General features: G+C 57.4%; 23 protein-coding genes. 18 read left to right on the top strand and 5 right to left on the bottom strand.

The window, feature by feature from the left end; translation table 11 throughout:
• Positions 1–2: 2 nt before the first annotated feature.
• The 14 genes from NOR51B_RS05170 to NOR51B_RS05105 all read left to right on the top strand — a co-directional run bounded on the left by NOR51B_RS05170 (position 3) and on the right by NOR51B_RS05105 (position 11,912).
• Positions 3–614, top strand: coding sequence for an SPOR domain-containing protein (locus tag NOR51B_RS05170; protein ID WP_230198407.1), 612 nt, complete (start codon positions 3–5; stop codon positions 612–614).
• Between the two features lie 56 nt (positions 615–670).
• Complete coding sequence (gene hslV, locus NOR51B_RS05165) at positions 671–1,207, top strand: ATP-dependent protease subunit HslV (protein WP_009021727.1); 537 nt, start codon at positions 671–673, stop codon at positions 1,205–1,207.
• 3 nt (positions 1,208–1,210) lie between these two features.
• Positions 1,211–2,521: an ATP-dependent protease ATPase subunit HslU gene (gene hslU, locus NOR51B_RS05160; RefSeq protein ID WP_040481805.1), complete on the top strand. Its 1,311-nt coding sequence runs from the start codon at positions 1,211–1,213 to the stop codon at positions 2,519–2,521.
• Positions 2,521–2,907, top strand: a complete 387-nt coding sequence (locus NOR51B_RS05155) for a gamma-butyrobetaine hydroxylase-like domain-containing protein (protein ID WP_009021304.1) — start codon at positions 2,521–2,523, stop codon at positions 2,905–2,907. The genes hslU and NOR51B_RS05155 overlap by 1 nt, the downstream gene beginning before the upstream one ends.
• A 47-nt stretch (positions 2,908–2,954) precedes the next feature.
• On the top strand, positions 2,955–3,728 hold the full coding sequence (gene ubiE / locus NOR51B_RS05150; RefSeq protein WP_009019438.1) for a bifunctional demethylmenaquinone methyltransferase/2-methoxy-6-polyprenyl-1,4-benzoquinol methylase UbiE: 774 nt from the start codon (positions 2,955–2,957) through the stop codon (positions 3,726–3,728).
• A gap of 1 nt (position 3,729) precedes the next feature.
• Positions 3,730–4,374, top strand: a complete 645-nt coding sequence (locus tag NOR51B_RS05145; protein WP_009019632.1) for a ubiquinone biosynthesis accessory factor UbiJ — start codon at positions 3,730–3,732, stop codon at positions 4,372–4,374.
• Entirely contained in the window at positions 4,371–5,936 is a 1,566-nt protein-coding gene (gene ubiB, locus NOR51B_RS05140; protein ID WP_009019520.1) for a ubiquinone biosynthesis regulatory protein kinase UbiB, read from the top strand. The genes NOR51B_RS05145 and ubiB overlap by 4 nt, the downstream gene beginning before the upstream one ends.
• Before the next feature lie 20 nt (positions 5,937–5,956).
• Positions 5,957–6,340, top strand: coding sequence for a phosphoribosyl-AMP cyclohydrolase (gene hisI, locus NOR51B_RS05135; RefSeq protein ID WP_009020376.1), 384 nt, complete (start codon positions 5,957–5,959; stop codon positions 6,338–6,340).
• On the top strand, positions 6,337–6,666 hold the full coding sequence (locus tag NOR51B_RS05130) for a phosphoribosyl-ATP diphosphatase (protein ID WP_009019346.1): 330 nt from the start codon (positions 6,337–6,339) through the stop codon (positions 6,664–6,666). The genes hisI and NOR51B_RS05130 overlap by 4 nt, the downstream gene beginning before the upstream one ends.
• A gap of 39 nt (positions 6,667–6,705) precedes the next feature.
• Positions 6,706–6,942, top strand: a complete 237-nt coding sequence (gene tatA / locus NOR51B_RS05125; RefSeq protein WP_009020030.1) for a Sec-independent protein translocase subunit TatA — start codon at positions 6,706–6,708, stop codon at positions 6,940–6,942.
• 11 nt (positions 6,943–6,953) lie between these two features.
• Complete coding sequence (gene tatB, locus NOR51B_RS14850) at positions 6,954–7,373, top strand: Sec-independent protein translocase protein TatB (RefSeq protein WP_009018828.1); 420 nt, start codon at positions 6,954–6,956, stop codon at positions 7,371–7,373.
• A complete protein-coding gene (gene tatC, locus NOR51B_RS05115) occupies positions 7,370–8,122 on the top strand; it encodes a twin-arginine translocase subunit TatC (RefSeq protein ID WP_009019500.1) in 753 nt (250 codons plus the stop codon). The genes tatB and tatC overlap by 4 nt, the downstream gene beginning before the upstream one ends.
• Positions 8,123–8,192: 70 nt before the next feature.
• The gene (locus tag NOR51B_RS05110; protein ID WP_009020679.1) at positions 8,193–10,052 is read left to right on the top strand and encodes a mechanosensitive ion channel family protein; all 1,860 of its coding nucleotides are present in this window, start codon (positions 8,193–8,195) and stop codon (positions 10,050–10,052) included.
• Between the two features lie 33 nt (positions 10,053–10,085).
• A complete protein-coding gene (locus tag NOR51B_RS05105) occupies positions 10,086–11,912 on the top strand; it encodes an ABC transporter transmembrane domain-containing protein (protein ID WP_009021019.1) in 1,827 nt (608 codons plus the stop codon).
• 17 nt (positions 11,913–11,929) lie between these two features.
• On the opposite strand, the gene NOR51B_RS05100 is transcribed toward NOR51B_RS05105, so the two are convergent.
• The 5 genes from NOR51B_RS05100 to NOR51B_RS05080 all read right to left on the bottom strand — a co-directional run bounded on the left by NOR51B_RS05100 (position 11,930) and on the right by NOR51B_RS05080 (position 16,293).
• On the bottom strand, positions 11,930–13,291 hold the full coding sequence (locus NOR51B_RS05100; RefSeq protein ID WP_009021731.1) for an NAD(P)(+) transhydrogenase (Re/Si-specific) subunit beta: 1,362 nt from the start codon (positions 13,289–13,291) through the stop codon (positions 11,930–11,932).
• Between the two features lie 2 nt (positions 13,292–13,293).
• The gene (locus tag NOR51B_RS05095) at positions 13,294–13,578 is read right to left on the bottom strand and encodes an NAD(P) transhydrogenase subunit alpha (RefSeq protein ID WP_009019057.1); all 285 of its coding nucleotides are present in this window, start codon (positions 13,576–13,578) and stop codon (positions 13,294–13,296) included.
• Between the two features lies 1 nt (position 13,579).
• Complete coding sequence (locus tag NOR51B_RS05090) at positions 13,580–14,722, bottom strand: Re/Si-specific NAD(P)(+) transhydrogenase subunit alpha (RefSeq protein ID WP_009020364.1); 1,143 nt, start codon at positions 14,720–14,722, stop codon at positions 13,580–13,582.
• Positions 14,723–14,865: 143 nt separating this feature from the next.
• The gene (locus NOR51B_RS05085; protein ID WP_009018838.1) at positions 14,866–15,525 is read right to left on the bottom strand and encodes a ChrR family anti-sigma-E factor; all 660 of its coding nucleotides are present in this window, start codon (positions 15,523–15,525) and stop codon (positions 14,866–14,868) included.
• A 141-nt stretch (positions 15,526–15,666) separates the two neighbouring features.
• Positions 15,667–16,293, bottom strand: coding sequence for a sigma-70 family RNA polymerase sigma factor (locus NOR51B_RS05080; protein WP_009019934.1), 627 nt, complete (start codon positions 16,291–16,293; stop codon positions 15,667–15,669).
• Between the two features lie 152 nt (positions 16,294–16,445).
• Here NOR51B_RS05080 and NOR51B_RS05075 point away from each other — a divergent pair, with 152 nt between their 5' ends.
• The 4 genes from NOR51B_RS05075 to nhaC are packed head-to-tail and all read left to right on the top strand — an operon-like array spanning position 16,446 to position 21,181.
• A complete protein-coding gene (locus NOR51B_RS05075) occupies positions 16,446–17,711 on the top strand; it encodes an NAD(P)/FAD-dependent oxidoreductase (protein ID WP_009019286.1) in 1,266 nt (421 codons plus the stop codon).
• A complete protein-coding gene (locus tag NOR51B_RS05070) occupies positions 17,708–18,487 on the top strand; it encodes a DUF1365 domain-containing protein (protein ID WP_009020101.1) in 780 nt (259 codons plus the stop codon). Before NOR51B_RS05075 ends, NOR51B_RS05070 begins: the two co-directional genes overlap by 4 nt.
• Positions 18,488–18,497: 10 nt before the next feature.
• Positions 18,498–19,754 carry an SAM-dependent methyltransferase gene (locus NOR51B_RS05065; RefSeq protein ID WP_009021470.1) on the top strand — a complete coding sequence of 419 codons (1,257 nt, stop codon included), beginning with the start codon at positions 18,498–18,500 and terminating at the stop codon, positions 19,752–19,754.
• 2 nt (positions 19,755–19,756) lie between these two features.
• On the top strand, positions 19,757–21,181 hold the full coding sequence (gene nhaC, locus NOR51B_RS05060; protein WP_009020000.1) for a Na+/H+ antiporter NhaC: 1,425 nt from the start codon (positions 19,757–19,759) through the stop codon (positions 21,179–21,181).
• The last annotated feature ends 101 nt before the right edge of the window (positions 21,182–21,282 follow it).

Below are 21,282 nucleotides of genomic sequence, written 5' to 3'. Positions count from 1 at the left end.
TTGTGGCAAGCAGCCAGGGAAACCGTCGCGCGCCGGCGCGCAAAACCACCACCAGTCGACGCGGCGCGGCGACTCGTGGCAAGAAGGCTGATGCACAGCCTCCCACGCTGTCGAGAGCGCATTTCCAGGGCTTTGTCGCCGGGGTGTTCGCCGGTGTTGTCATCGCCGTACTGGGCTACGATTATTGGCTGGATCGCTCCAACACGGGGGAGTCGGTTGCGAAAGTCGTGCCCGCAGAGGTCATCACTGCCGAAGAAGAAACGGGGCCCCGGTTTGATTTTTATACCGTCCTGCCCTCGCAAAAGCTCGACGTGGTCGGCGACGTCACTCGGGAAGCCGCCAGAAACAGCCAGGAGGCGGCAATCTCAAGTAATAGCCGCTACATTCTTCAGGCAGGGTCTTTTCGCGACCCGCGGGATGCCGATCGACGCCGAGGGGAGCTGGCACTACTGGGGCTGAGTGCATCGATAGAAAAAACCGTCAGCGATAATGGCACCTGGCACCGGGTCTATATCGGCCCCTTCGACAACCGCTCACAAATGGCCAACGCCCGTTCACTCACCGCGCAACAGGCGATCGATACGCTGCTGCTCAAGCGTACCATCGAGCGCTGACTTGATTTCGCCGCCTATCGTCGCCACATCTGCTCGACGTCAACAGGAATAAAGTAATGGAACAGTATCACGGCACTACAATTGTATCGGTGCGCCGCGACGGAATCGTCGCCATTGGCGGTGACGGCCAGGTGTCTATGGGCAATACCGTCATGAAAGGCAACGCGCGCAAGGTTCGTCGATTGTTCCGTGACCAGGTTATCGCCGGTTTTGCCGGTGGTACCGCCGATGCGTTCACCCTTTTCGAGCTCTTCGAGGCGCAACTTGAGAAATATCAGGGGCAGTTGACCCGGGCCGCAGTGGAACTCGCCAAGCTCTGGCGCTCGGAACGCTCGCTGCGTCGACTGGAAGCCCTGCTTGCCGTCGCAGACCGGGAAACATCGCTCATTATTACGGGTAACGGCGATGTTATCGAGCCCGAAGACAACCTGATTGCGATTGGCTCAGGCGGTCCTTACGCGCAGGCAGCTGCACGGGCGCTGCTCGACAATACCGAGCTTGGCGCAGAGGCGATTGTCCGCAAAGGCCTGACGATTGCCGGTGATATCTGCGTTTTCACCAACCACAACCACACGATCGAGACCCTGGACTAGCTGATGTCTACCATGACCCCCCGAGAAATTGTCCATGAACTGGACAAGCACATCGTCGGCCAGTCCGATGCCAAGCGCGCGGTTGCCATTGCGCTGCGCAACCGCTGGCGCCGACAACAGCTCGACGATGAACTGCGCGCTGAAATAACGCCCAAAAACATCCTGATGATTGGCCCGACCGGTGTCGGCAAAACCGAAATTGCCCGGCGGCTTGCAAGGCTTGCGGCGGCACCCTTTGTCAAAGTGGAAGCCACCAAGTTTACCGAGGTGGGCTACGTCGGCCGCGACGTGGAGTCGATGGTCCGCGATCTCGCTGAAACCGCCATCAAAATGCACCGCGAGCAGGCGATGGAAAAGGTGCAGTACCGAGCCGAGGAGGCCGCCGAAGAGCGCCTTCTTGACCTTCTACTTCCCCCCGATCGCGATGACTCCAATACCAGTACACGCCAGATTCTGCGTAAAAAGCTGCGGGAAGGTGATCTCGACGACCGCGAAGTCGAGATTGAAATCACCCATCAGGGCGCCAGCGTCGACATCATGGCGCCACCCGGTATGGAAGAAATGACCGAACAGCTGCAGGGGCTCTTCAGCAACCTGCGTCCCAGCGGTAAGTCCCGACGCCTCCCGGTAAAGGAGGCGCTCAAGGCGCTGGTGGAAGAAGAAGCGGCCAAACTGATCAACCACGATGATCTCAAGGCAGAGGCCCTCGAAGCGGCCGAACAGAATGGTATCATCTTTATCGACGAGCTCGACAAGGTCGCCAAGCGTGGCGAGGTGGGTGGTGCGGATGTTTCGCGCGAGGGTGTGCAGCGTGATCTGCTTCCGCTCATCGAGGGCTGCTCCGTATCGACCAAGCACGGCACCATAAAGACCGACCACATTCTATTTATCGCCTCCGGCGCGTTTCACCTGTCCAAGCCCTCTGACCTGATCCCCGAACTGCAGGGGCGCCTGCCCATCAGGGTGGAGCTCGAAGCGCTGGGAAGCGCTGAGTTCCAGCGGATACTCACCGAGCCTCGCTCATCGTTAACCGAGCAAAATCGGGCATTGATGGCTACCGAAGGTGTCGAGCTGGAATTTACCGAGGATGGCATCAGGCGGCTTGCCGAAATCGCCTGGCAGGTGAACGAGCAAGCAGAGAATATTGGCGCGCGGCGCCTGCATACGGTAATGGAACGGCTTCTGGAGGAGGTATCGTTCACTGCCGCCGACGCGGGTCTGGAACAGCGTCAGGTCGTGATCGACGCCGACTTTGTCGACGAGCGTCTGGCTTCCCTGGCGCAAAATGAAGACCTGTCGCGCTTCATTCTCTGATGTCCCAGCCCAAAGTCAGCAATCTGCATTATTCGCGCAAACGCCGGGAGCTCGATATCAGCTTCAGCGACGGTACCAGCGGAGCCCTGAGCGCCGAAATGCTGCGAATCTGGTCGCCTTCAGCGGAGGTGCGCGGCCACGGCGTGGGCCAGGAAACCCTGCAGACCGGAAAGTCGGATGTCGGCCTGGTGGAGATAAAGCCCGTGGGGCATTACGCGGTGCAGTTGATCTTCAGCGATGGCCACGACAGTGGGCTATTCACCTGGGCTTATCTGCGCGAACTGATCGATACCCGCGAGCAACGCTGGAAATCTTACCTGGCTGCACTCAAGGCCGCGGGAAAAAGCCGCGACTCCGACGTTCAGGTGCTTCACTTCGAACCCTAGGTGCCGCGGTCGGTTACAATGCGGGTTTGATTTTCTGGACTGGCTGCATGACCGATCAGGATAAAGACACGCCGACCGGCGACGACACGACCGACTTTGGCTTTTCACGGGTAAAACGTGATCAGAAAGTCAATATGGTGCGCGGTGTCTTCGACTCAGTAGCCGCTCGTTATGATCTGATGAACGACTTGATGTCCGCGGGCATTCACAGGCTGTGGAAACGCTTCACCATTGAACTCAGCGCGGTGCGGCCGGGACAGGTAGTGGTGGATATCGCCGGCGGGACCGGCGATATAGCGGAGCGTTTTTCACGGATTGTAGGCCCCGACGGCCAGGTCGTGCTGGCAGACATTAACGCGGCAATGCTCGGGGTTGGCCGCGACCGACTGATCGACCGGGGTGCCCTCGGCAATATCGACCTGGTCCAGTGTGACGCTCAGGCACTGCCCTTCCCTGACAACTCCGTCGACTGCATTACCATCGCTTTCGGTCTGCGCAATGTCACTGACAAGGATGCGGCGCTCCGCTCCATGGAGCGGGTATTGAAACCCGGTGGTCGACTCCTGGTACTTGAGTTTTCAAAGCCCACCAATCCGCTGCTTGAGCAGGCTTACGATACCTATTCGTTCCGCATCCTGCCGTTCATGGGTCGCGTGGTCGCCAACGACGCGGACAGCTATCGCTATCTGGCCGAGTCCATTCGCAAACACCCCGATCAGGACACCCTGCTCGGGATGATGGAAGACGCCGGCTTCGTGGATTGCCAGTACCACAACATGACCGGCGGTATTGTTGCCGTTCACCGCGGCATCAAGGCCTGACGTGAATCAAACCCACGACCCCGCCGCACTCAGCGGATTGCTGGCCGGACTCGAGGCGGCCATCAATCGCGCCCTTGCCCTGGCACCCGCCGCATCCCGTGAGCTTGGCGATCTGGGTAATGTGGTGCTGGCGATCGAATGTACGGCACCGGAGGTCACTGTCTTCATCCGCGTGGCGCCACAGGGCACGTTACAACTCATGGGCTATTGCGAGGACAAGGCAACCACAAGGGTGCGCGGCACGCTCGAGGATTTCATCGCACTGGCGATGTCTGACGATCCCGCCGCCACACTGATTAACAGCGAGCTCGAAATCGTGGGTAACACAGCACCCCTGGTTGCGATTCAGCAAATAGTCACCCGCATGGACGTGGACTGGGAGGCGCCGCTGGTCGAGAAGCTCGGCGACGTCGCCGGTCATCAGTTGGCCGAGGCCATGCGCGCGACCTTCGCCTGGGGCAGCAATGCAGTCACCAGCCTGCGACGCCAGTTATCAGAATATATTCTCGAGGAAGGCAGGCTGTCGCCGCCCAAAGCCGAGCTTGAACACTTTTTTGAGCAGGTACAGGCCGTTGGCCACCGTGTTGATCGTCTCCAATCCCGTATCGAGCGCCTGAAACGTCGGCTCGATAAGGCGGGCGTATGATTCGTTTATTTACCCTGTATCGGGTCGCAGCCTACTATCGGCTCGACGAGTTTCTACCCGAGGATCGTCGCGGCAAAATCCTGCGCGGTATTTTGCGCTTGCACCCCAAAGCCCGGGCGGCGATCGACGATGCCCGCGGTGTGCGATTGCGGCGTGCACTCGAAGACCTCGGGCCTGTCTTCATCAAGTTCGGCCAGCTGCTATCCACGCGCCGGGATCTTCTTCCGGACGACATCGCCAGAGAGCTCGCGCTGCTGCAGGACACAGTCCCACCCTTTGCGTCGGATACCGCACAAGAATTGATCGAATCAGCGCTGGGTTCCCCTATCGACAGCCTGTTCGCGCGCTTTGATCGCGAACCCCTGGCCGCGGCATCTGTCGCACAGGTGCATTCAGCACAACTGCCTACCGGCGATGAAGTCGTGGTCAAGGTTTTGCGGCCCGATATTCTTCCCGTGATCAATGCCGACCTGAAGCTGATCAAGATCGCTGCGCGATGGGTGGCCTGGTTAATGCCAGAAGGCAGGCGTTTACGCGCCCGCGAGGTAGCGGCGGATTACGAACGCACGCTGCTCGACGAGCTTGATTTACGACGCGAGGCTGCCAATGCCTCACAGCTGCGACGGAACTTCCTCGACAGCGACCTCATAATGGTACCCGCAGTTATCTGGCCGCTGACGCGGCAGACCGTCATGGTCAGCGAACGTATTTACGGGGTTCCCGTTACCGACGTCGATACCCTGCGCGAGCGCGGGGTCAATATGCGCGTGCTTGCTGAGCGAGGCGTGGAGATCTTTTTTACCCAGGTACTTCGCGACAGCTTTTTCCACGCCGACATGCATCCGGGCAATATCTTTGTCGATACCAGCAACCCGGAGAGGCCTAAATATATCGCTATAGATTGCGCCATTGTCGGGCAGCTTGAGCAGGACGATCTCTATTATCTGGCACGCAATCTGCTGGCCATATTCGAGCAGGATTACCGTTTGGTCGCCCGATTACACGTAGAGTGCGGCTGGGTCCCACCCGATACACCCATCGCCGAGTTCGAATCGGCAATGCGCGCCCTGTGCGAACCGGTGTTCGAGCGACCACTGGGTGATATCTCGTTCGGTGGCATGCTGGTGAGCCTGTTCCGCACCGCCGGCCGCTTCGATATGCAAGTTCAGCCACAACTCGTGTTACTGCAGAAGACCCTGCTCAATATTGAAGGACTGGGTCGCCAGCTGTACCCCGAACTCAACCTGTGGGATACCGCAAAACCCTTTCTCGAGCGCTGGCTTGCAGAGCGCTACTCGCCACAAAATCTGTTACGTCGCATTCAACAGGAGGCGCCGAGCATTCTGGAAACGCTACCGCAATTACCCGATCTTGCTCTTAGCCGCCTGCGTGAGCCCCTGAATAGTCCGGCTCCTGCGGCGCGACCGTGGGCCGCCGCAGTCATGCTCGTCGCCGGTGGCTTTCTGGTCAGTCGGGGGTACAGTGTTTACCCCGACGATATTCCGGGGCTTCTGATCGGGTTGATATTAATAGCGGCAGGTACTTTCAGCCTTAAGCGCTAGCGCTCTGGCATACTCTCATCATGAATGAACCCAGCTACAGCGAAGCGCCCGAACGAATGCAGCCCCGATGGGGCGACAATGGACTGTTACCTGCCATAGCGCAGGATGCGGCTACCGGTGATGTGCTGATGCTCGCCTGGATGAACGAAGCGGCGCTCGAGGCGACGCTGGCGGAAGGCAGAGCTGTTTACTGGTCGCGCTCCCGCCAATGTCTCTGGCGCAAGGGAGAGTCCTCGGGCAACGTGCAGCGGCTACTGGGTATTGCGCTGGACTGCGACGGCGACACCTTTTTGCTGTCCGTTGAGCAAATCGGTGGCCGCGCCTGTCACACGGGGCGTAGACATTGTTTCTTTTACCAGCCCGTCGACGGCGAATGGCGCCTGGGTAAGGAGAGCGACGGATGAGTGATACCTTGGACAGGTTGCAGCAGGTCCTCGAGCAGCGTAAAAATGCCGACCCGAGTAAGTCTTATGTAGCCGGCCTGCATGCCTCCGGCCTCAATAAGATTCTCGAGAAAGTAGGCGAAGAGGCCACCGAGGTCATTATTGCAGCAAAGGATGCCTCCCAAAGCGGCACTAAAGAGGCGCTGACCGAGGAGGTTGCCGACCTCTGGTTTCACTCACTGGTGATGCTGTCGCACCTCGGATTGAGTCACAATGATGTATTAAGCATTCTGGCGGGTCGTTTCGGCTTGTCAGGTCTCGAAGAAAAGGCAAATCGTCCGTCATAGGCATTTCGTTCAACACAGAATCAAATAGGGAGTAGCGTTATGGGAATCGGTGGAATCAGTATCTGGCAGCTCCTTATCATTCTCGCGATTGTGGTAATGATTTTTGGAACGAGCCGGCTCAAAAGCCTGGGCAGCGACCTCGGCAGCGCCATCAAAGGCTTCAAGAACAGCGTCAATGATGACAAGCAGAAATCGGAATCGGAATCGGAATCGACCAGCGATGACACAGCCACCATCCAGAATCGTGAAAGCGACGAGACACCCAAGAAGGACTGAGTCTTCAGGGCATGTTTGATATCGGATTTGCGGAGTTCCTGCTTATCGGAGTCGTGGCGCTTGTCGTCATCGGGCCCGAGCGCCTGCCGGAGACCATCCGTACGGTATCGGCCTATGTCAACCGGATTCGGCGCAGCGTTACCGAACTCAAGAATGACGTTGCACGCGAGCTGCACAACGATGAAGTCATGCGTGAGCTTCGCGACAGTGCCAAAGGGCTGAAAGATGAGTTTGATCAGGCGCGAACGTCAATCGAATCGGAGATCGGGTCCGAAACCGAAGGCCTCTCTGAGGAACTCCGGAACGTTCATACCAATATCAAACAAACTGCGGCCGCCGCAGAACCGGAAACCGAGCTCGGGGGACCTTCTGGGATAGCCGGGAACGCCGGCGCGCCGCAACCTGATCCAGCTCAGCGCCAAGAAACATGAGTGACGATGCCGAGGACACGCCTCAGCCGCTGGTTGCGCACCTGACTGAACTGCGCGATCGATTATTGCGCGCCTTGTTGGCGGTACTGATCGGCTTTATCTGCCTGTTCCCCTTTGCCAACGATATTTATCAGTTCGTCTCCGACCCCCTTCGCGAATTGTTACCCGAGGGGTCGACGATGATCGCTACCGAGGTCGCCTCGCCCTTTCTCACGCCCTTCAAGCTGACTTTGGTGCTGGCACTGTTCCTGGCGATTCCAGTGATTCTTTATCAGATATGGGCGTTTATCGCGCCCGGGATGTACCGCAACGAGAAGCGTATTGCCTTTCCACTCCTATTCTCCAGTGTGGCGCTGTTCTACGCCGGCGCAGCGTTTGCCTATTTCGTGGTATTCCCGCTGATTTTTGCCTTTTTCACCAGCGTCGGGCCCGACGGGGTCGCCGTAATGACCGATATCAACAGCTATCTCGACTTTGTTCTCAAGCTATTCTTTGCCTTTGGCATCGCGTTTGAAGTGCCGATAGCGACGCTGATACTGATATGGACCGGTGCGACGACCGCCGAAAACCTGGCCAGAAAACGCCCCTATGTGGTGGTTGGCTGTTTCGTTTTCGGAATGCTATTGACACCGCCGGATGTGGTATCGCAATCGCTGCTGGCGCTGCCCATGTGGCTGCTGTTCGAAGTTGGCATATTTTTCGGTAAAAATATTGATAAGCAACGCAAAAACACCAACGCCGCCACGTAAAACATTGCACCCGCGTTATGCGTCAGGATTTGACGCTACACTACACGTCGATAACAACCGGTGTAATTCAATGGCGAAAGCGTTAGCGGCAGTGTTCCTGGCTCTTATTTTCGCGCTGTCTATCGATACGGCATCGGCGCAACAGGACGGCGTTGGAAAGAGAGCGACGACAGCCGCTGCTTCAGAAGCCGAGGAGAACATGGCAGAGGTAGCAGCAGACGAAGCAGCGGCCAACGGGACCGTCGCTGAGCTGTTGCGGACCGAGGAATCCGCGGAGCAGATACTTAACACGAAACGTCAACATGGCTTCGAACCGGGCTTTGCGCGAACCCCCCTGGAAGCGGTTGTCGGCCTCGGCACCGCCTTCAATGAAGGCAATATGACTGAAGCGGCGCTGTACCTTGATCTGCGTTATCTGCCCAAAGAAATCACTGAGCACACACCCGAAGATCTGGTCGCCGGGCTGCTTTTCGTCTGGTCGCTGCAGAATGTGGTCGACCTCAGCAGTATCAGCGACCTGCCCAGTGGTGATCTCGATGACGATTTACCCGCTTACCGGGATCAGGTCGGTGTGATTACACTCAGCGATCGCACAGTGCCATTCTACCTCCAACACATACCCGATGGCCGCGGGGGCAGGATCTGGCGCATCTCCAACGAGACGATTGCCCAGCTCCCGGCCATGTGGAAAGAGCTGGGTTACACCGAGCTGGCAGTATGGGCCGGTGATCATCTACCGAGCTTCAGATTCCTGGGCATGACCAACTGGCAGACCGTCGCGCTCGGCATCGCCCTGGTGCTCGGCTGGTTTGTGGCGTTGTTGATTTCCTGGCTGCTTACCTGGCTGAGCCTCAGGCCCCATTTCGATCTCGACGCCGGAATCCGGCGGTTTTGGCGGCTGCCGGCGCGAGTCTTTATCTACCTTATGCTGATCAAATGGGTTATCGGGCATCTCGGTCTGTCGGTAACCGCCCGGGTTTATCTCGAGTCGTCAGGCATCGACTATCTTGCGGTGACCGTTCTCCTGTCGGGGTTGATAACCCTGTTCAGGGATTACAAGATTCGCGATCTGCAACGAAAGCAGGACGTTCAGTTCATCGCGCTGCTGCGACCGCTCACCCTGATCATCAAAATCATTCTGTTCATCACCGCCGCACTGCTGTGGGCTAACCAGGCCGGCTTTAAAATCACTACGATTCTGGCGGGGCTGGGGGTTGGCTCGCTGGCAGTGGCCCTGGCGGCACAAAAAACCCTGGAAAACATTATCGGCGCAATCACCCTTTATTCAGCGCGGCCAGTGCGCCCCGGCGATATGTGTCGTTTTGGCACCACCGTGGGGGTCGTCGAGGAAATCGGCCTTCGCTCGGTGCTGTTGCGCACCCTCGATCGCACCCTGGTGAGTATTCCGAACGCCGTATTTTCCTCCGTCGAGGTGGAGAACCTTGCTGAACGTGATCGGATTCGTTATTTCAAACGCCTGCAATTGCAGATGCCCACCTCGTCGCAGCTGCGAGTTATTCTGGCGGAGCTTCGGGCACTGTTCCTCGCCCACCCGCGGGTTATCGCAAATACGGTGAGCATTCGCCTCGAGACCATTGAAGCGGCCACCGCAGTGCTGCGTATTGATGCCGGTATAGATACTCGGAACTACCAGGAATACCTCGGCATCGCAGAAGATTTAAACCTGCGCCTCATCGACACGGTTCACAGCAACGGCGCAATATTCTCTGGTGCTGGACAAGTGCTTCAGGTTCGGGACTTTCACAAAGCATCGGAGCAAATACTCAGCGAGGTCGAGGCAAAACTGCAAGGCTGGAAGCAAGAGCAGGAGCTCCCCTTCCCCGACTGGTCTCCCGAGGCTAAAGAGCGTCTTCAGGATTCCCTCGACTTCCCACCCGAGGGTTCCCCTGAAGCCTCAAAACCTCGCTGACATGAACCCGCCCATACCCCACGGATCCACGTCATGGCCTATGTAAAGGACGCGCCCAAGAGTCGCGACATGTCGGCGCTGCGACAGGTGCTTATCTTTCTTTGGCCGCATAAATTAAGGCTGCTCGGCGCGACCGCTGCACTAATGCTAACCGCCGGGGCGACCTTATCGCTGGGTTATGGCGTACGAATTCTCATTGATTCGGGGTTTTCCGCGGGAAATCAGGACGGGCTGAAATCCGCCGTACTGCTCTTGGTGGGCATCAGTATGGCCATGGCCTTTGGCACCTTTGTGCGCTTTTATCTGGTGTCCTGGCTGGGCGAACGTGTCAGCGCCGATTTGCGCAGCGCGGTCTTCCGCAATCTGGTGCGCTTGCACCCGGGCTTCTTTGAGCAAAATCAGGCGGGGGAAATCATGTCTCGCCTGACCACCGATACCGCGTTGCTGCAGACGCTCATAGGGTCATCGGTAAGTCTGGCGGCGAGAAATACGCTGACCCTCGTCGGTGCACTTGCCCTGATGCTGTTCACCAACTTTAAGCTCAGCCTGTTCATCTTGCTCATAGTCCCATTGACGATCGCCCCCATTCTCATTTTTGGGCGCAAAGTTCGACGGCTTTCCAGCGAAAGCCAGGACAGTATTGCGAGTGTAGGCAGCTACGCTGGAGAAGTCCTGCAGAGCATTAAAGTGGTTCAGAGTTTCAAACAGGAGGGTCGCGAGGTCAGCGCCTTCGACGGCGAGGTGGATCGCGCGTTTGTAATCGCCAAGCGGCGGATTCGCCAGCGCTCCATATTGATGGCGGTGGCAATATTTTTGTCGCTCTCGGGAATGACCGCCATGCTCTGGAGCGGGGGCAACGATGTCATCAGCGGCAGGATGACCGCCGGCGATCTCGGCGCCTTCGTGTTTTACGCCATTATGGTCGGTGGTGCCTTCGCCACCTTGTCGGAGGTCTGGGGCGACCTGCAGCGGGCGGCGGGGGCTGCCGAACGCCTGCTCGAGCTACTCGCGACCACCTCGCAGGTGCCCGATGAAGGCCGCGCCTTGCCGGCGCCCGGTCCGGAGCGCGTGGTCTTCGACCGCGTGGGGTTTTTCTATCCATCAAGGCCTGACAACACCGCCCTCGACGCCTTCAATCTGGTGATTGCGCCGGGCAAGTCTCTAGCGCTGGTGGGGCCATCGGGGGCCGGAAAATCGACCGTTTTCGAACTGCTGCAACGATTTTACGACCCGCAATCCGGTGCCATCCGTTACGGCGACACTGACTTGCGCCAATTTTCGCTCCACAGCTGGCGCAGCAAGACCGCTTTGGTACCACAGAATCCGGTGCTCTTTACCGGTACGGTCAGGGACAACATTGCTTACGGCAAACCCGACGCCCGCGACAGCGATGTGCTGGCGGCCGCCAGGGCAGCACACGCCGATGTGTTTATTCGCGAACTTCCCGGTGGTTTTGACTGCACCCTCGGTGCACAGGGGATGCAGCTATCCGGTGGTCAGCGACAGCGAATCGCGTTGGCCCGAGCGATTCTTGATGACCCGGAGATCCTGTTGCTTGACGAGGCAACCAGCGCCCTCGACACCGAGAGTGAATACCACGTACAGCAGGCATTGGGCGACATTATGCGCGGCAGAACCACCGTCATCATCGCTCACCGCCTGTCGACGATTATCAATGCTGACCAGATTGCGGTGATGGATCAGGGCCAGGTGGTCGCCACCGGCACCCATGAGCAACTGCTACTACAGTCACCGCTGTACAAGCGTTTGGCTGAATTGCAGTTCAGGGAAGCGCCACTTACGCCCGCGCGTTCAGTGGTAGAGCAAACAGAGGTGGAACGGTCCACCAGCGACGGGTAACGCCGCCGGCGGATTGATCAGTCACCGAATTCACGCACCAGGTGACCCAGGGTTTCCTTGGCATCACCAAAGATCATTCGGGTGTTTTCTTTATAGAACAATGGGTTCTCGATACCCGCAAAGCCCGACGCCATTGATCGTTTGAGCACCAATACCGTCCGCGCATCCGATACATTGATCACCGGCATGCCGTAGATCGGCGACGACTCAACCTCACGAGCCGCTGGGTTCACAACATCGTTGGCGCCGATAATGATCGCGACGTCCACGTTGGCCATGCGGGGGTTGATTTCGTCCATTTCAAGCAACTGGTCGTAGGGCACGTCGGCCTCCGCGAGGAGTACGTTCATGTGCCCCGGCATACGGCCGGCTACCGGGTGGATGCCAAAATTGACTTCCGCACCGTTGGCCTCCATCAACTCAGTCAGCTCCTTCACCACATGCTGTGCCTGGGCAACCGCCATACCGTAACCCGGAACGATAGCCACATTGGTTGCCGCTTCAAGAATGTAGTAGGCATCGTCGGCAGAGATCGGCTTGACTTCACCATCAATTTCGGTGACTTCGTTGGAGACGCTGGCAAAACCTGAGAACAACACGTTGGAGAGCGAGCGATTCATTGCCTTACACATGATCTGGGTAAGAATGATGCCGGAAGCACCCACCAACGAACCGGCCACAATCAGCACATTGTTGTTGATGGCGAAGCCCGCCGCACAGGCGGCGAGGCCGGAGTACGAGTTCAGTAGCGAGATCACGACGGGCATATCCGCGCCGCCGATCGGTATTACCGCCATGACGCCGAACAACAGCGCCAGCCCGATAACCACATACAGGAAAGTAGGGTCCGCGGGATTCATGCAGAACAGGACCGCTCCAGCGACCACACCGAGTATCACCAGAGAGTTAACAATCTGCTGACCGCTGAAATTCACCGCACCACTGCCAAGTACTTCGGACAGCTTGCCGTAAGCCACCAGCGAGCCGGTTAAGGTAACCCCACCGATGAGAATAGACAGCACGATCGTGATCAAGGTAAAGGTAGAGGAATCGGGGGTTAATGCGGCCCAACCGACCAATAGACTGGCCGCACCGCCAAATCCGTTGAACAAAGCGACCATTTCCGGCATTGACGTCATGGCGACGACACGCGCCGCGATGGCACCGATAAGACCACCGGCGATCATGCCACCTGCAATCCAGGTGTAATCAACAATGCCCTGGTCGAGCAGTGCCACGCATACCGCGATGAGCATACCCACGGCGGAGATCATGTTGCCCTTGCGTGCGGTGGCCGGGGAACCCAGCAGCTTCAGGCCAAAAATAAACAGCCCGGAGGCGATTACATAGCCAAACGCAATGATTGATGCGGTGTCCATGATCAACCCTCCTTCTTCTTGAAGAAGCCAAGCATTCGGTCGGTTACCATATAGCCGCCCACCACGTTGATCATGGCAAGCCCGACCGCAGCAGCGCCGAGTATCTTGGACGTTGTGGGATCACCCGCACCCGCCAGTGCGACTGCACCCACCACCGTGATTCCGGAAATAGCATTGGCGCCCGACATTAGCGGCGTATGCAGCGTCGCGGGAACCTTGTTGATCAACTCGAAGCCGAGAAAGACTGAGAGCATCAGGATAAAGAGCAGAAATTCAGCACCGTTCATGTCAGCTAGCTCCGTCAATAATGTCTTTAATGGTCGGATGGATTACCGCACCATCGTGGGTAATTACACAGCCGGGGAGAATGTCGTTCTCGAGGTTGAGCACGAATTGCTTCGACTCCTCATCCCAGGTGTCATCTACCAGGTTAAACATGTTGCTCGCATACATCTGAGTGGCATCGCGTGCGACAAGATTGGAGAGATTGCCCGTGCCCACGATAGTGACGCCGTTCACTTCGACGGTTTCATTGGGCTGTGAGCCCTCGACGTTGCCACCGGTCTCCGCCGCCATATCGACAATCACCGAACCGGGCGTCATGCCTTCGACCATATCCCTGGTCACCAGCACTGGAGGCTTGCGACCAAACACCTGGGCCGTGGTGATCACGACGTCAGAGTCAGCAATGATCTCCTTCTGCGCCTGGCGCTGGATTTCCACCTGCTCGGGCGTCAGCTCCTTCGCGTAGCCATCTGCCGTCTGCCCCATTTCACCGAGGTCAATCTCCAGGAACTTGGCCCCCAGCGACTCCACCTGCTCGGCAACCACAGGGCGGGTATCAAAAGCGGTGACGCGCGCCCCAAGACGCTTGGCGGTCGCGATGGCCTGCAGGCCCGCAACACCAGCGCCGATAATAAAGACCTTGGCGGGCTTCAGTGTTCCGGCAGGTGTCATCATCATCGGCAGAATGCGTGGAAGTTGGGCCGCGGCGAGCATTACCGCGATGTAGCCTGCGAGGTTGGCCTGTGAGCTCAAGGCATCCATCTTCTGGCTTCGGGTGGATCGCGGAATCATTTCCATGCTGATCGCCGTAACGCCCTGCTCGGTAAACGCGCGAATGAGGTCGTGCTCGTTGAAGGGGTCCAGATAGCTGACATGGATGCAGCCCCTCTTCAGCTTGGCGACCTCTTCAATATCGGGCTTGCGCAAGCGCAGCACCATATCGGCTTTGCCCAGCATGGCATCGCGATCGGTTTCAATCGTCGCTCCAGCCTCGGCAAATTCTTCGTCGCTGAAGCCGGATCCGGCGCCGGTGCCAGCCTCAACCACCATTTCAGCGCCCAGACGAGTCAGCTTTTTGATGGTCTCTGGAGTAACGGACGCGCGGTTTTCACCCGGGTGCGTCTCTCGGGGTATGGCTACTAACATTGTGTCATCGCCCTATTTTATTAGGTTGTAAAGCGCGCCAATTTACTAAAAAGCAGGCCTAAAAGCTGCTCGCATTTCAGAAACGCGGTTAATGTGACTGGAGATTGGCCTTTTACGCCGGCACACCGCTGTGCCGGCAACGTTTAGCCAGCACGTAATTGCAAGAAAGGATTCAGCCAACGATGCTGCCAGCGGGTGAATCGAAGTGGCGCATCCATGACCGCCAAACAAATGCACTCTTCTGACTGAATGGCAGTCGGAGCGTGGGTTTCCGAAGGTTTTCGGTAAACAAAGTCACCGGGGCCGTAATGGCCACTTTCGTCCGAGAAGCCACCCTGAAGCACCAGGGTCATTTCGCTGCCCTCGTGATCGTGTTCCGGGATTTGACCGCCCGCGGCGATGCGATAGAGGGCAAATTCGTGGTGCTCATCGCCCGTTTTCAGGTAGCTGACACTGAGCGAGCCGGTGATTTTCCGCCACACCAGTTCGCTGAAATCACCGTTAATCAGCCGCTGCAGCAGGCCGGGAATCGCAGTGTCAGTGAGCCCCCGCTTACTGGTATCAAAGCTCAACGGTGCGGGCTCATCGAGGCGGGCAAGCACATTGTCCAGTACCGACTCGGAAACAGCCGCAGGCGGCAAGCGCTCCAACAACGCACCCCCGATGTCCTGGAGTTGCTCTATCGAACGCCTGCACTGTTCGCAGTAATTGACGTGCCCGGATATGCAGGCAGCCTGCGCAGGGGGCATGGCTCCAGTGGCGTAATCCGTTAAGAAATCTGCGGTCGGATGATGATTGACCATGAGTCGAAACCTCTGATCGTCCTACCGGCGCGACGACCCTATCTGTAAGTTTGGTTGTGCACCTGCACGTGTACCGGTTGTTAGAAAATACGGGGGGTGAGGGAAAGTGGTTTACCGATTCCGACCCGTTAACTGTTATTTTTACGCCTTTTCCATGTGCACCTGGAGTTTCTGGATAGCGAGCCTCACCCGGGATTTGACGGTGCCCAGCGGCAGATCCAGCTCATTGGCGGCCTCAGAGTGGGATTTACCCTCCATATAGACCTTGGCGAGGATCTGCGCCTGGTCGGGCGGCAGCTCGCCCATAAGCTCTCTAATGCGATCGGAGCCGCGGCGGGTATGTAGCACGGCGAAGGGCTCTTCTTCTTCAAGCTCGAAATTGAAGTCCTCAGCAGCGAGCGGCGTATCGAATTTCTGTAACCTACGGAACATATCGGTACGACAGTTGCGGGCAATGGTATACACCCAGGTGCTCGCAGCGGCCTTCTCAGGGTTAAAGCCACCGGCTTTCTGCCAGACCTTGAGCATCACTTCCTGAACCAATTCATCGGCGTGATTCGCTGACAGGTTAGAACCCGAGAGCGCAAAGGCCTTGATCAGCGGGGCAAAGTGTCGAAAGAAACGCGTAAATGCGGCGCGATCCTGGCTTTTACCAATCAATACGAGCGCTTCGCTCCATTCGTCGGTGCGTCGGCCCGTAGGTGCAGTCCACGATTTGTTGTTGCCACTCACCGGCAAAGAAATCCCCTCATTCATAACATTATCCATCGGCGCGTCACCATCGGATGGCAACCCATCCTGCAGCTTCCCCTATGTGGGGCCGCATCGCAAGGTAAACAATACCTCAATGATCCGAGCCTTTGGGGTCGCCGTATTTAATTGCTCTACCACTTTCCCCCAAAAATCCCACGGAGCCATTGGTGAAAATAGCGATAGTAGGAGCCGGCATCTCCGGACTGGGTTGTGCCAGGCGGCTGCATGCAGCCGGCCACGACATCGCCGTTTTTGAATCGGGACCCCGCATCGGCGGACACACCGCCACTTATGACGTCAAGCTGGGTGCCCGGCGCTATGCGATCGATACCGGCTTCATTGTCTATAACGACTGGACTTATCCCGAGTTTATTGCACTCATCGACCAACTGGCGGTGTCGAGCAAGCCTACCGAGATGGGCTTTTCGGTGTGCGATGAGGTGTCTGGACTGGAATATGCGGGCAACAACCTGAACACGCTTTTCGCCCAGCGGCGCAATCTTGTCTCACCCCGTTTTATCAAAATGGTCCGCGAGATCCTGCGCTTCAACCGGAAATCGGTGGAGGATTTGGACGGCAATCGGCTGCGGGGCGATGAAACACTCGGTGACTACCTCGAGCGCAACGGTTATGGCGATGCGTTCTGCAATCAATACCTTATTCCAATGACCTCGGCGATCTGGTCTGCCGACGTCAGTGATGCCCGCGATTTTCCCGTCGAATTTTTTATCCGCTTCTTTCGCAACCACGGGCTGTTGTCCGTCACCCATCGACCGCAATGGCGGGTAATCGAAGGGGGTAGTCGCGAATACCTCGCCCCGCTGGTGCAGGACTTCGAACACCGTATCCGAACCGGCTGTCCGATCTCCAAAATACAGCGCCCACCCTCAGGGGGCGTCGATTTGACGTTACCGGACGGCAAAAAGGAACATTTCGATGAGGTGGTTATCGCCACCCATTCGGATCAGGCGCTGGCACTGCTCGATGACCCCAGTCCTGACGAAAAATCGATTCTCGGTGCATTGGCCTATCGCGACAACGATGTGGTGCTACACACCGACACCCGCGTGCTACCAAAGAATCGCAACACCTGGTCGAGCTGGAATTACCGCCTGCGTCCGGGTAATAATCGCGCTGTGCTGACCTACAATATGAACATCCTTCAGGGTATCGAGGCCCCCGAGACCTTTTGTGTCACCCTCAATGACACCGATGCCATCAATCCACGCAGAATTCTGGGGCGGTTCAACTACGCGCATCCCCAGTTCTCCGTTGAAGGGATAAAGGCCCAGTCGCGATGGTCGGAGATTAACGGTGTTCGCGGTACCTGGTTCTGTGGTGCCTACTGGCGCAACGGTTTCCATGAAGACGGGCTCGTCAGCGGTCTGCGGGTTGCCGATTCTCTTGCACAAGGCGGCATGATCGCGGCGTGAATTCGCGGCTTTACACCGGCGTCTTACGCCACCTTCGCTACCGACCGACCCAGCACCAGTTCAGTCAACGGGTTTTCATGCCCTTCGTAGAACTGCAACGACTACCCGAGCTGGTGAAACAGATTCCTCTGTGGTCTGCCACCCACCCGGCTATCGCCCGGTTCAAGCGGGACGATTTCCTCGGTGATTCCTCGATGTCACTGGTCGACGCGGTCAGGCTGCGCATCTTTGAAGAGACGGGTGAGCGGCACCAGGGGCCCATATTCCTGCTCGCTAACTGGCGCTATTTTGGTATTCAAACCAACCCCATTGCCACCTATTATTGCTACCACGAAGATCGTCAGAAACTGGAATATGTTGTCGCCGATGTGACCAATAATCCCTGGGGGGAGAGCTTCAGCTACGTTCTGCGTGCCCCCGAAGAGGCGACGACCCTCGCTGCGGAGTTCAACAAAGCCCTGCATGTCTCTCCCTTCAACCCCATGGATATGGTGTATCGCTGGCGAAGCAATGCGCCGGGGGACACATTGACCATCCAGTTAGCTACAATCCACGAGCAGAATCGGGTTTTCGACGCAGTCCTCAATCTCACGGCACAGCCCCTGAACGCTGGCGCCATGAACCGAGCACTGGTGACTTACCCCTTCCACACCGCGCACATCCTGCTGGGCACCTACTGGCAGGCACTGCGGTTGTGGCTGAAGCGGACACCACTGTACCCACATCCTGTAACCACAACACCGACTGACGGTGGTAAAGCGACAACCAAGCATTAAGGAATCTGAAATGAGTGATGCCAGCGTCAGAAACATCGCCCGACTGCCTGCGGTCAGCCGAATAAAGCGACCCGAAGTCGCCCGCTCCATCCTACTCAAGGTTCTGAGGGGTATTCGTGTCGGCAGTCTGACCATTCACGACGGCGATGATGTCTTTTACTTTGGCTCTGACGAGCAGCCCGACGAGCCCCATGCCGAGGTGGTGGTTCACAACCACCGCGTTTATCGACGGGTACTCACCGGCGGCACCGTCGCCTCCGGCGAGGCGTTTATTGATGGGGATTGGAGCAGCGACAACCTGACCGAGGTAACCCGTCTTTTCAGCGCCAATATGGAAACCATGGATGCGATGAAAGACAACCAGCACTGGTGGGTGAACCTCGCACTCAAACTATCCCATCTGGGTAACCGAAACACGTATTCGGGGTCGCGCAAGAATATCTCGGCGCACTACGACCTCGGCAATGAATTTTTCAAACTGTTTCTCGATGACACCATGATGTACTCGGCGGCCGTATTTCCTGAAAACAGCCACGATCTTCATGAGGCCTCGCTGCACAAACTGGAGCTGATCAGCGAAGCCCTCGACCTGCAACCGGGTGATGAGGTGGTCGAGATCGGCACCGGCTGGGGCGGCATGGCGATTTATGCGGCAGAAAATTACGGCTGCAAGGTCACGACGACGACCATTTCCGAGGAACAGTACCAACACACCAAAGCCCTTGTTGCGTCCAAGGGACTCCAGGATCGAATCACGGTATTGTGCGACGATTACCGCGACCTTGAAGGCAAATTCGACAAGCTGGTATCTATCGAGATGATCGAAGCCGTAGGCCACCAGTTCTACCAAAGTTATTTCGAAACCTGCGCGCGGCTTCTCAAGCCCACCGGCAAAATGGTTATTCAGGCCATCACCGTGCCGGATCAGCGTTATGAGCAGGCTCGGGATTATGTCGACTTTATCAAGCGTTATATTTTCCCCGGGGGCTGCCTGCCTTCACTACAGGTGATCAATCACAACCTGTCCAATTTTACCGATCTTCATATGACCGGTGTTCGAGATATCACCCATGATTACGCGCTGACCCTGAAAGCGTGGCACCATACCTTTCTCGATCAACTCGATAAGGTGAAAGAAATGGGCTTCGATGATCGCTTCATCAACATGTGGCGCTTTTACCTCAGCTACTGCGAAGGCGGGTTCCGGGAGCGGATTATCGGCACCTACCAGCTCACCATGACCAAGCCCGACTACCGACCCAGCTAATCGTGTTAATCAGCCTGTTACCCATCGCGCTACTGGTGGGTATGTTGTTTTCAGCGGTACAGCTTTTTGGCTCGGATGCGTCGTACGGACCCAATCAAATAGCGCTGGTGGTAGCCACCGGCGCCGCCGCGCTCGTTGGGCTGTATCGTGGCCAGAGCTGGGATGACCTCCAGGACGGCATCACGTCAGGGATCCGCGTCGGTCTCACTCCCACCTTGATACTGCTCGCCGTGGGCGCGCTGATCGGAAGCTGGATCATCGCCGGCACAGTACCGGCGATGATCTATTACGGCGTTGCCCTGCTCAATCCCGATATTTTTTATGCCGCCTGTGCAGTCATCTGTGCCTTTGCCGCGGTCAGTATCGGTAGCTCCTGGACCGTTGCCGGAACACTGGGAATAGGCCTTGTGGCGATCGCCAACAGCTTTGGTATGTCCCCTGCCATCACCGCCGGAGCCATTATCGCCGGCGCCTACTTTGGCGATAAATTATCGCCGCTGTCTGACACCACGAATCTTGCCGCCGCCTGCGCCGGGGTCGACCTCTTCTCACACATTAAACACATGCTCTGGACCACCGTACCGGCGTTTACCATCGCCATGGTGGTGTTCCTCACCATGGACAGTTCGGTGTCCCGCCCACCCGAAGACATTATCGCGCTTCGCAATGCCCTCGATGCCCAATTCGGCATCGGCCCACACCTACTGATCCCGCTGGCGGGGATGCTACTGCTGGTCACATTTCGTGTCCCCGCCTATCCGGCAATACTGTTATCGACTGTCGTTGGCTGCGTGATCGCCGCTATTTTCCAGCCCGAAGCCGTGAAAGAACTGACGCTCAGTGCTAACCCGGAGTCCACGATGCCCGTAATAGAGGGTTTGTGGATGGTGCTTTTTAGCGGCTATGTGGGTACCAGTGCTGATCCCGCATTGAACGAGCTCCTGAGCAAAGGCGGGATGGCGAGCATGCTCAACACGGTGTGGCTGATTATTACCGCGCTCGGGTTTGGTGGCATTCTGGAGCGCACCGGTATCCTGAAAGAGCTACTCGATGTGGTGCTCACTCGCGTCAAAAGCACCGGCGATCTCGTACTCGCCACCATTACCGGCGGAGTCGTAACCAATATGTTGGCTGCGGACCAGTTTCTTGCATTGGCATTGCCCGGCCGACTATTCACCTCCGCCTACGACGCGAGGGGCCTTAGCCGGCTGAATCTGTCGCGATCACTCGAGGACTCCGCGACGCTGACTTCAGTACTCATCCCGTGGAATACCTGTGGCGCCTATATGAGTGCAACGCTGGGCGTAGCCACCATCGATTACCTGCCCTACACCGTTTTTAATTATGTCTGCCCGCTCATCGCCATTCTGCTCGGCTATCTGGTGATCGGTCAGAAACCAGCGGTGCCACAAACTGCACCGGCCTAAGGCTTACGTTTGCGGGTAAAACGCCGGCCTCTGCGCTGCACAGCGGTTTTCCACTTTAGTGAATGAACACGTAGGCCGCATGAGCGGTTCGCGTGAACCAG

It is taken from the genome of Luminiphilus syltensis NOR5-1B, from assembly GCF_000158175.1.
GTDB classification, from domain to species: Bacteria; Pseudomonadota; Gammaproteobacteria; order Pseudomonadales; family Halieaceae; genus Luminiphilus; species Luminiphilus syltensis.
The sequence above is the reverse complement of the archived record's forward strand: the minus strand, read 5'-3'. Positions and strand labels throughout refer to the sequence as shown.

Bases quoted from the DNA above. Each gene is read 5' to 3' on its own strand.
- hslV (WP_009021727.1), top strand. From the start codon at position 671: ATGGAACAGTATCACGGCACTACAATTGTATCGGTGCGCCGCGACGGA.
- hslU (WP_040481805.1), top strand. From the start codon at position 1,211: ATGTCTACCATGACCCCCCGAGAAATTGTCCATGAACTGGACAAGCAC.
- NOR51B_RS05155 (WP_009021304.1), top strand. From the start codon at position 2,521: ATGTCCCAGCCCAAAGTCAGCAATCTGCATTATTCGCGCAAACGCCGG.
- ubiE (WP_009019438.1), top strand. From the start codon at position 2,955: ATGACCGATCAGGATAAAGACACGCCGACCGGCGACGACACGACCGAC.
- ubiB (WP_009019520.1), top strand. From the start codon at position 4,371: ATGATTCGTTTATTTACCCTGTATCGGGTCGCAGCCTACTATCGGCTC.
- hisI (WP_009020376.1), top strand. From the start codon at position 5,957: ATGAATGAACCCAGCTACAGCGAAGCGCCCGAACGAATGCAGCCCCGA.
- NOR51B_RS05130 (WP_009019346.1), top strand. From the start codon at position 6,337: ATGAGTGATACCTTGGACAGGTTGCAGCAGGTCCTCGAGCAGCGTAAA.
- tatA (WP_009020030.1), top strand. From the start codon at position 6,706: ATGGGAATCGGTGGAATCAGTATCTGGCAGCTCCTTATCATTCTCGCG.
- tatB (WP_009018828.1), top strand. From the start codon at position 6,954: ATGTTTGATATCGGATTTGCGGAGTTCCTGCTTATCGGAGTCGTGGCG.
- tatC (WP_009019500.1), top strand. From the start codon at position 7,370: ATGAGTGACGATGCCGAGGACACGCCTCAGCCGCTGGTTGCGCACCTG.
- NOR51B_RS05110 (WP_009020679.1), top strand. From the start codon at position 8,193: ATGGCGAAAGCGTTAGCGGCAGTGTTCCTGGCTCTTATTTTCGCGCTG.
- NOR51B_RS05105 (WP_009021019.1), top strand. From the start codon at position 10,086: ATGGCCTATGTAAAGGACGCGCCCAAGAGTCGCGACATGTCGGCGCTG.
- NOR51B_RS05100 (WP_009021731.1), bottom strand. From the start codon at position 13,291: ATGGACACCGCATCAATCATTGCGTTTGGCTATGTAATCGCCTCCGGG.
- NOR51B_RS05095 (WP_009019057.1), bottom strand. From the start codon at position 13,578: ATGAACGGTGCTGAATTTCTGCTCTTTATCCTGATGCTCTCAGTCTTT.
- NOR51B_RS05090 (WP_009020364.1), bottom strand. From the start codon at position 14,722: ATGTTAGTAGCCATACCCCGAGAGACGCACCCGGGTGAAAACCGCGCG.
- NOR51B_RS05085 (WP_009018838.1), bottom strand. From the start codon at position 15,525: ATGGTCAATCATCATCCGACCGCAGATTTCTTAACGGATTACGCCACT.
- NOR51B_RS05080 (WP_009019934.1), bottom strand. From the start codon at position 16,293: ATGGATAATGTTATGAATGAGGGGATTTCTTTGCCGGTGAGTGGCAAC.
- NOR51B_RS05065 (WP_009021470.1), top strand. From the start codon at position 18,498: ATGAGTGATGCCAGCGTCAGAAACATCGCCCGACTGCCTGCGGTCAGC.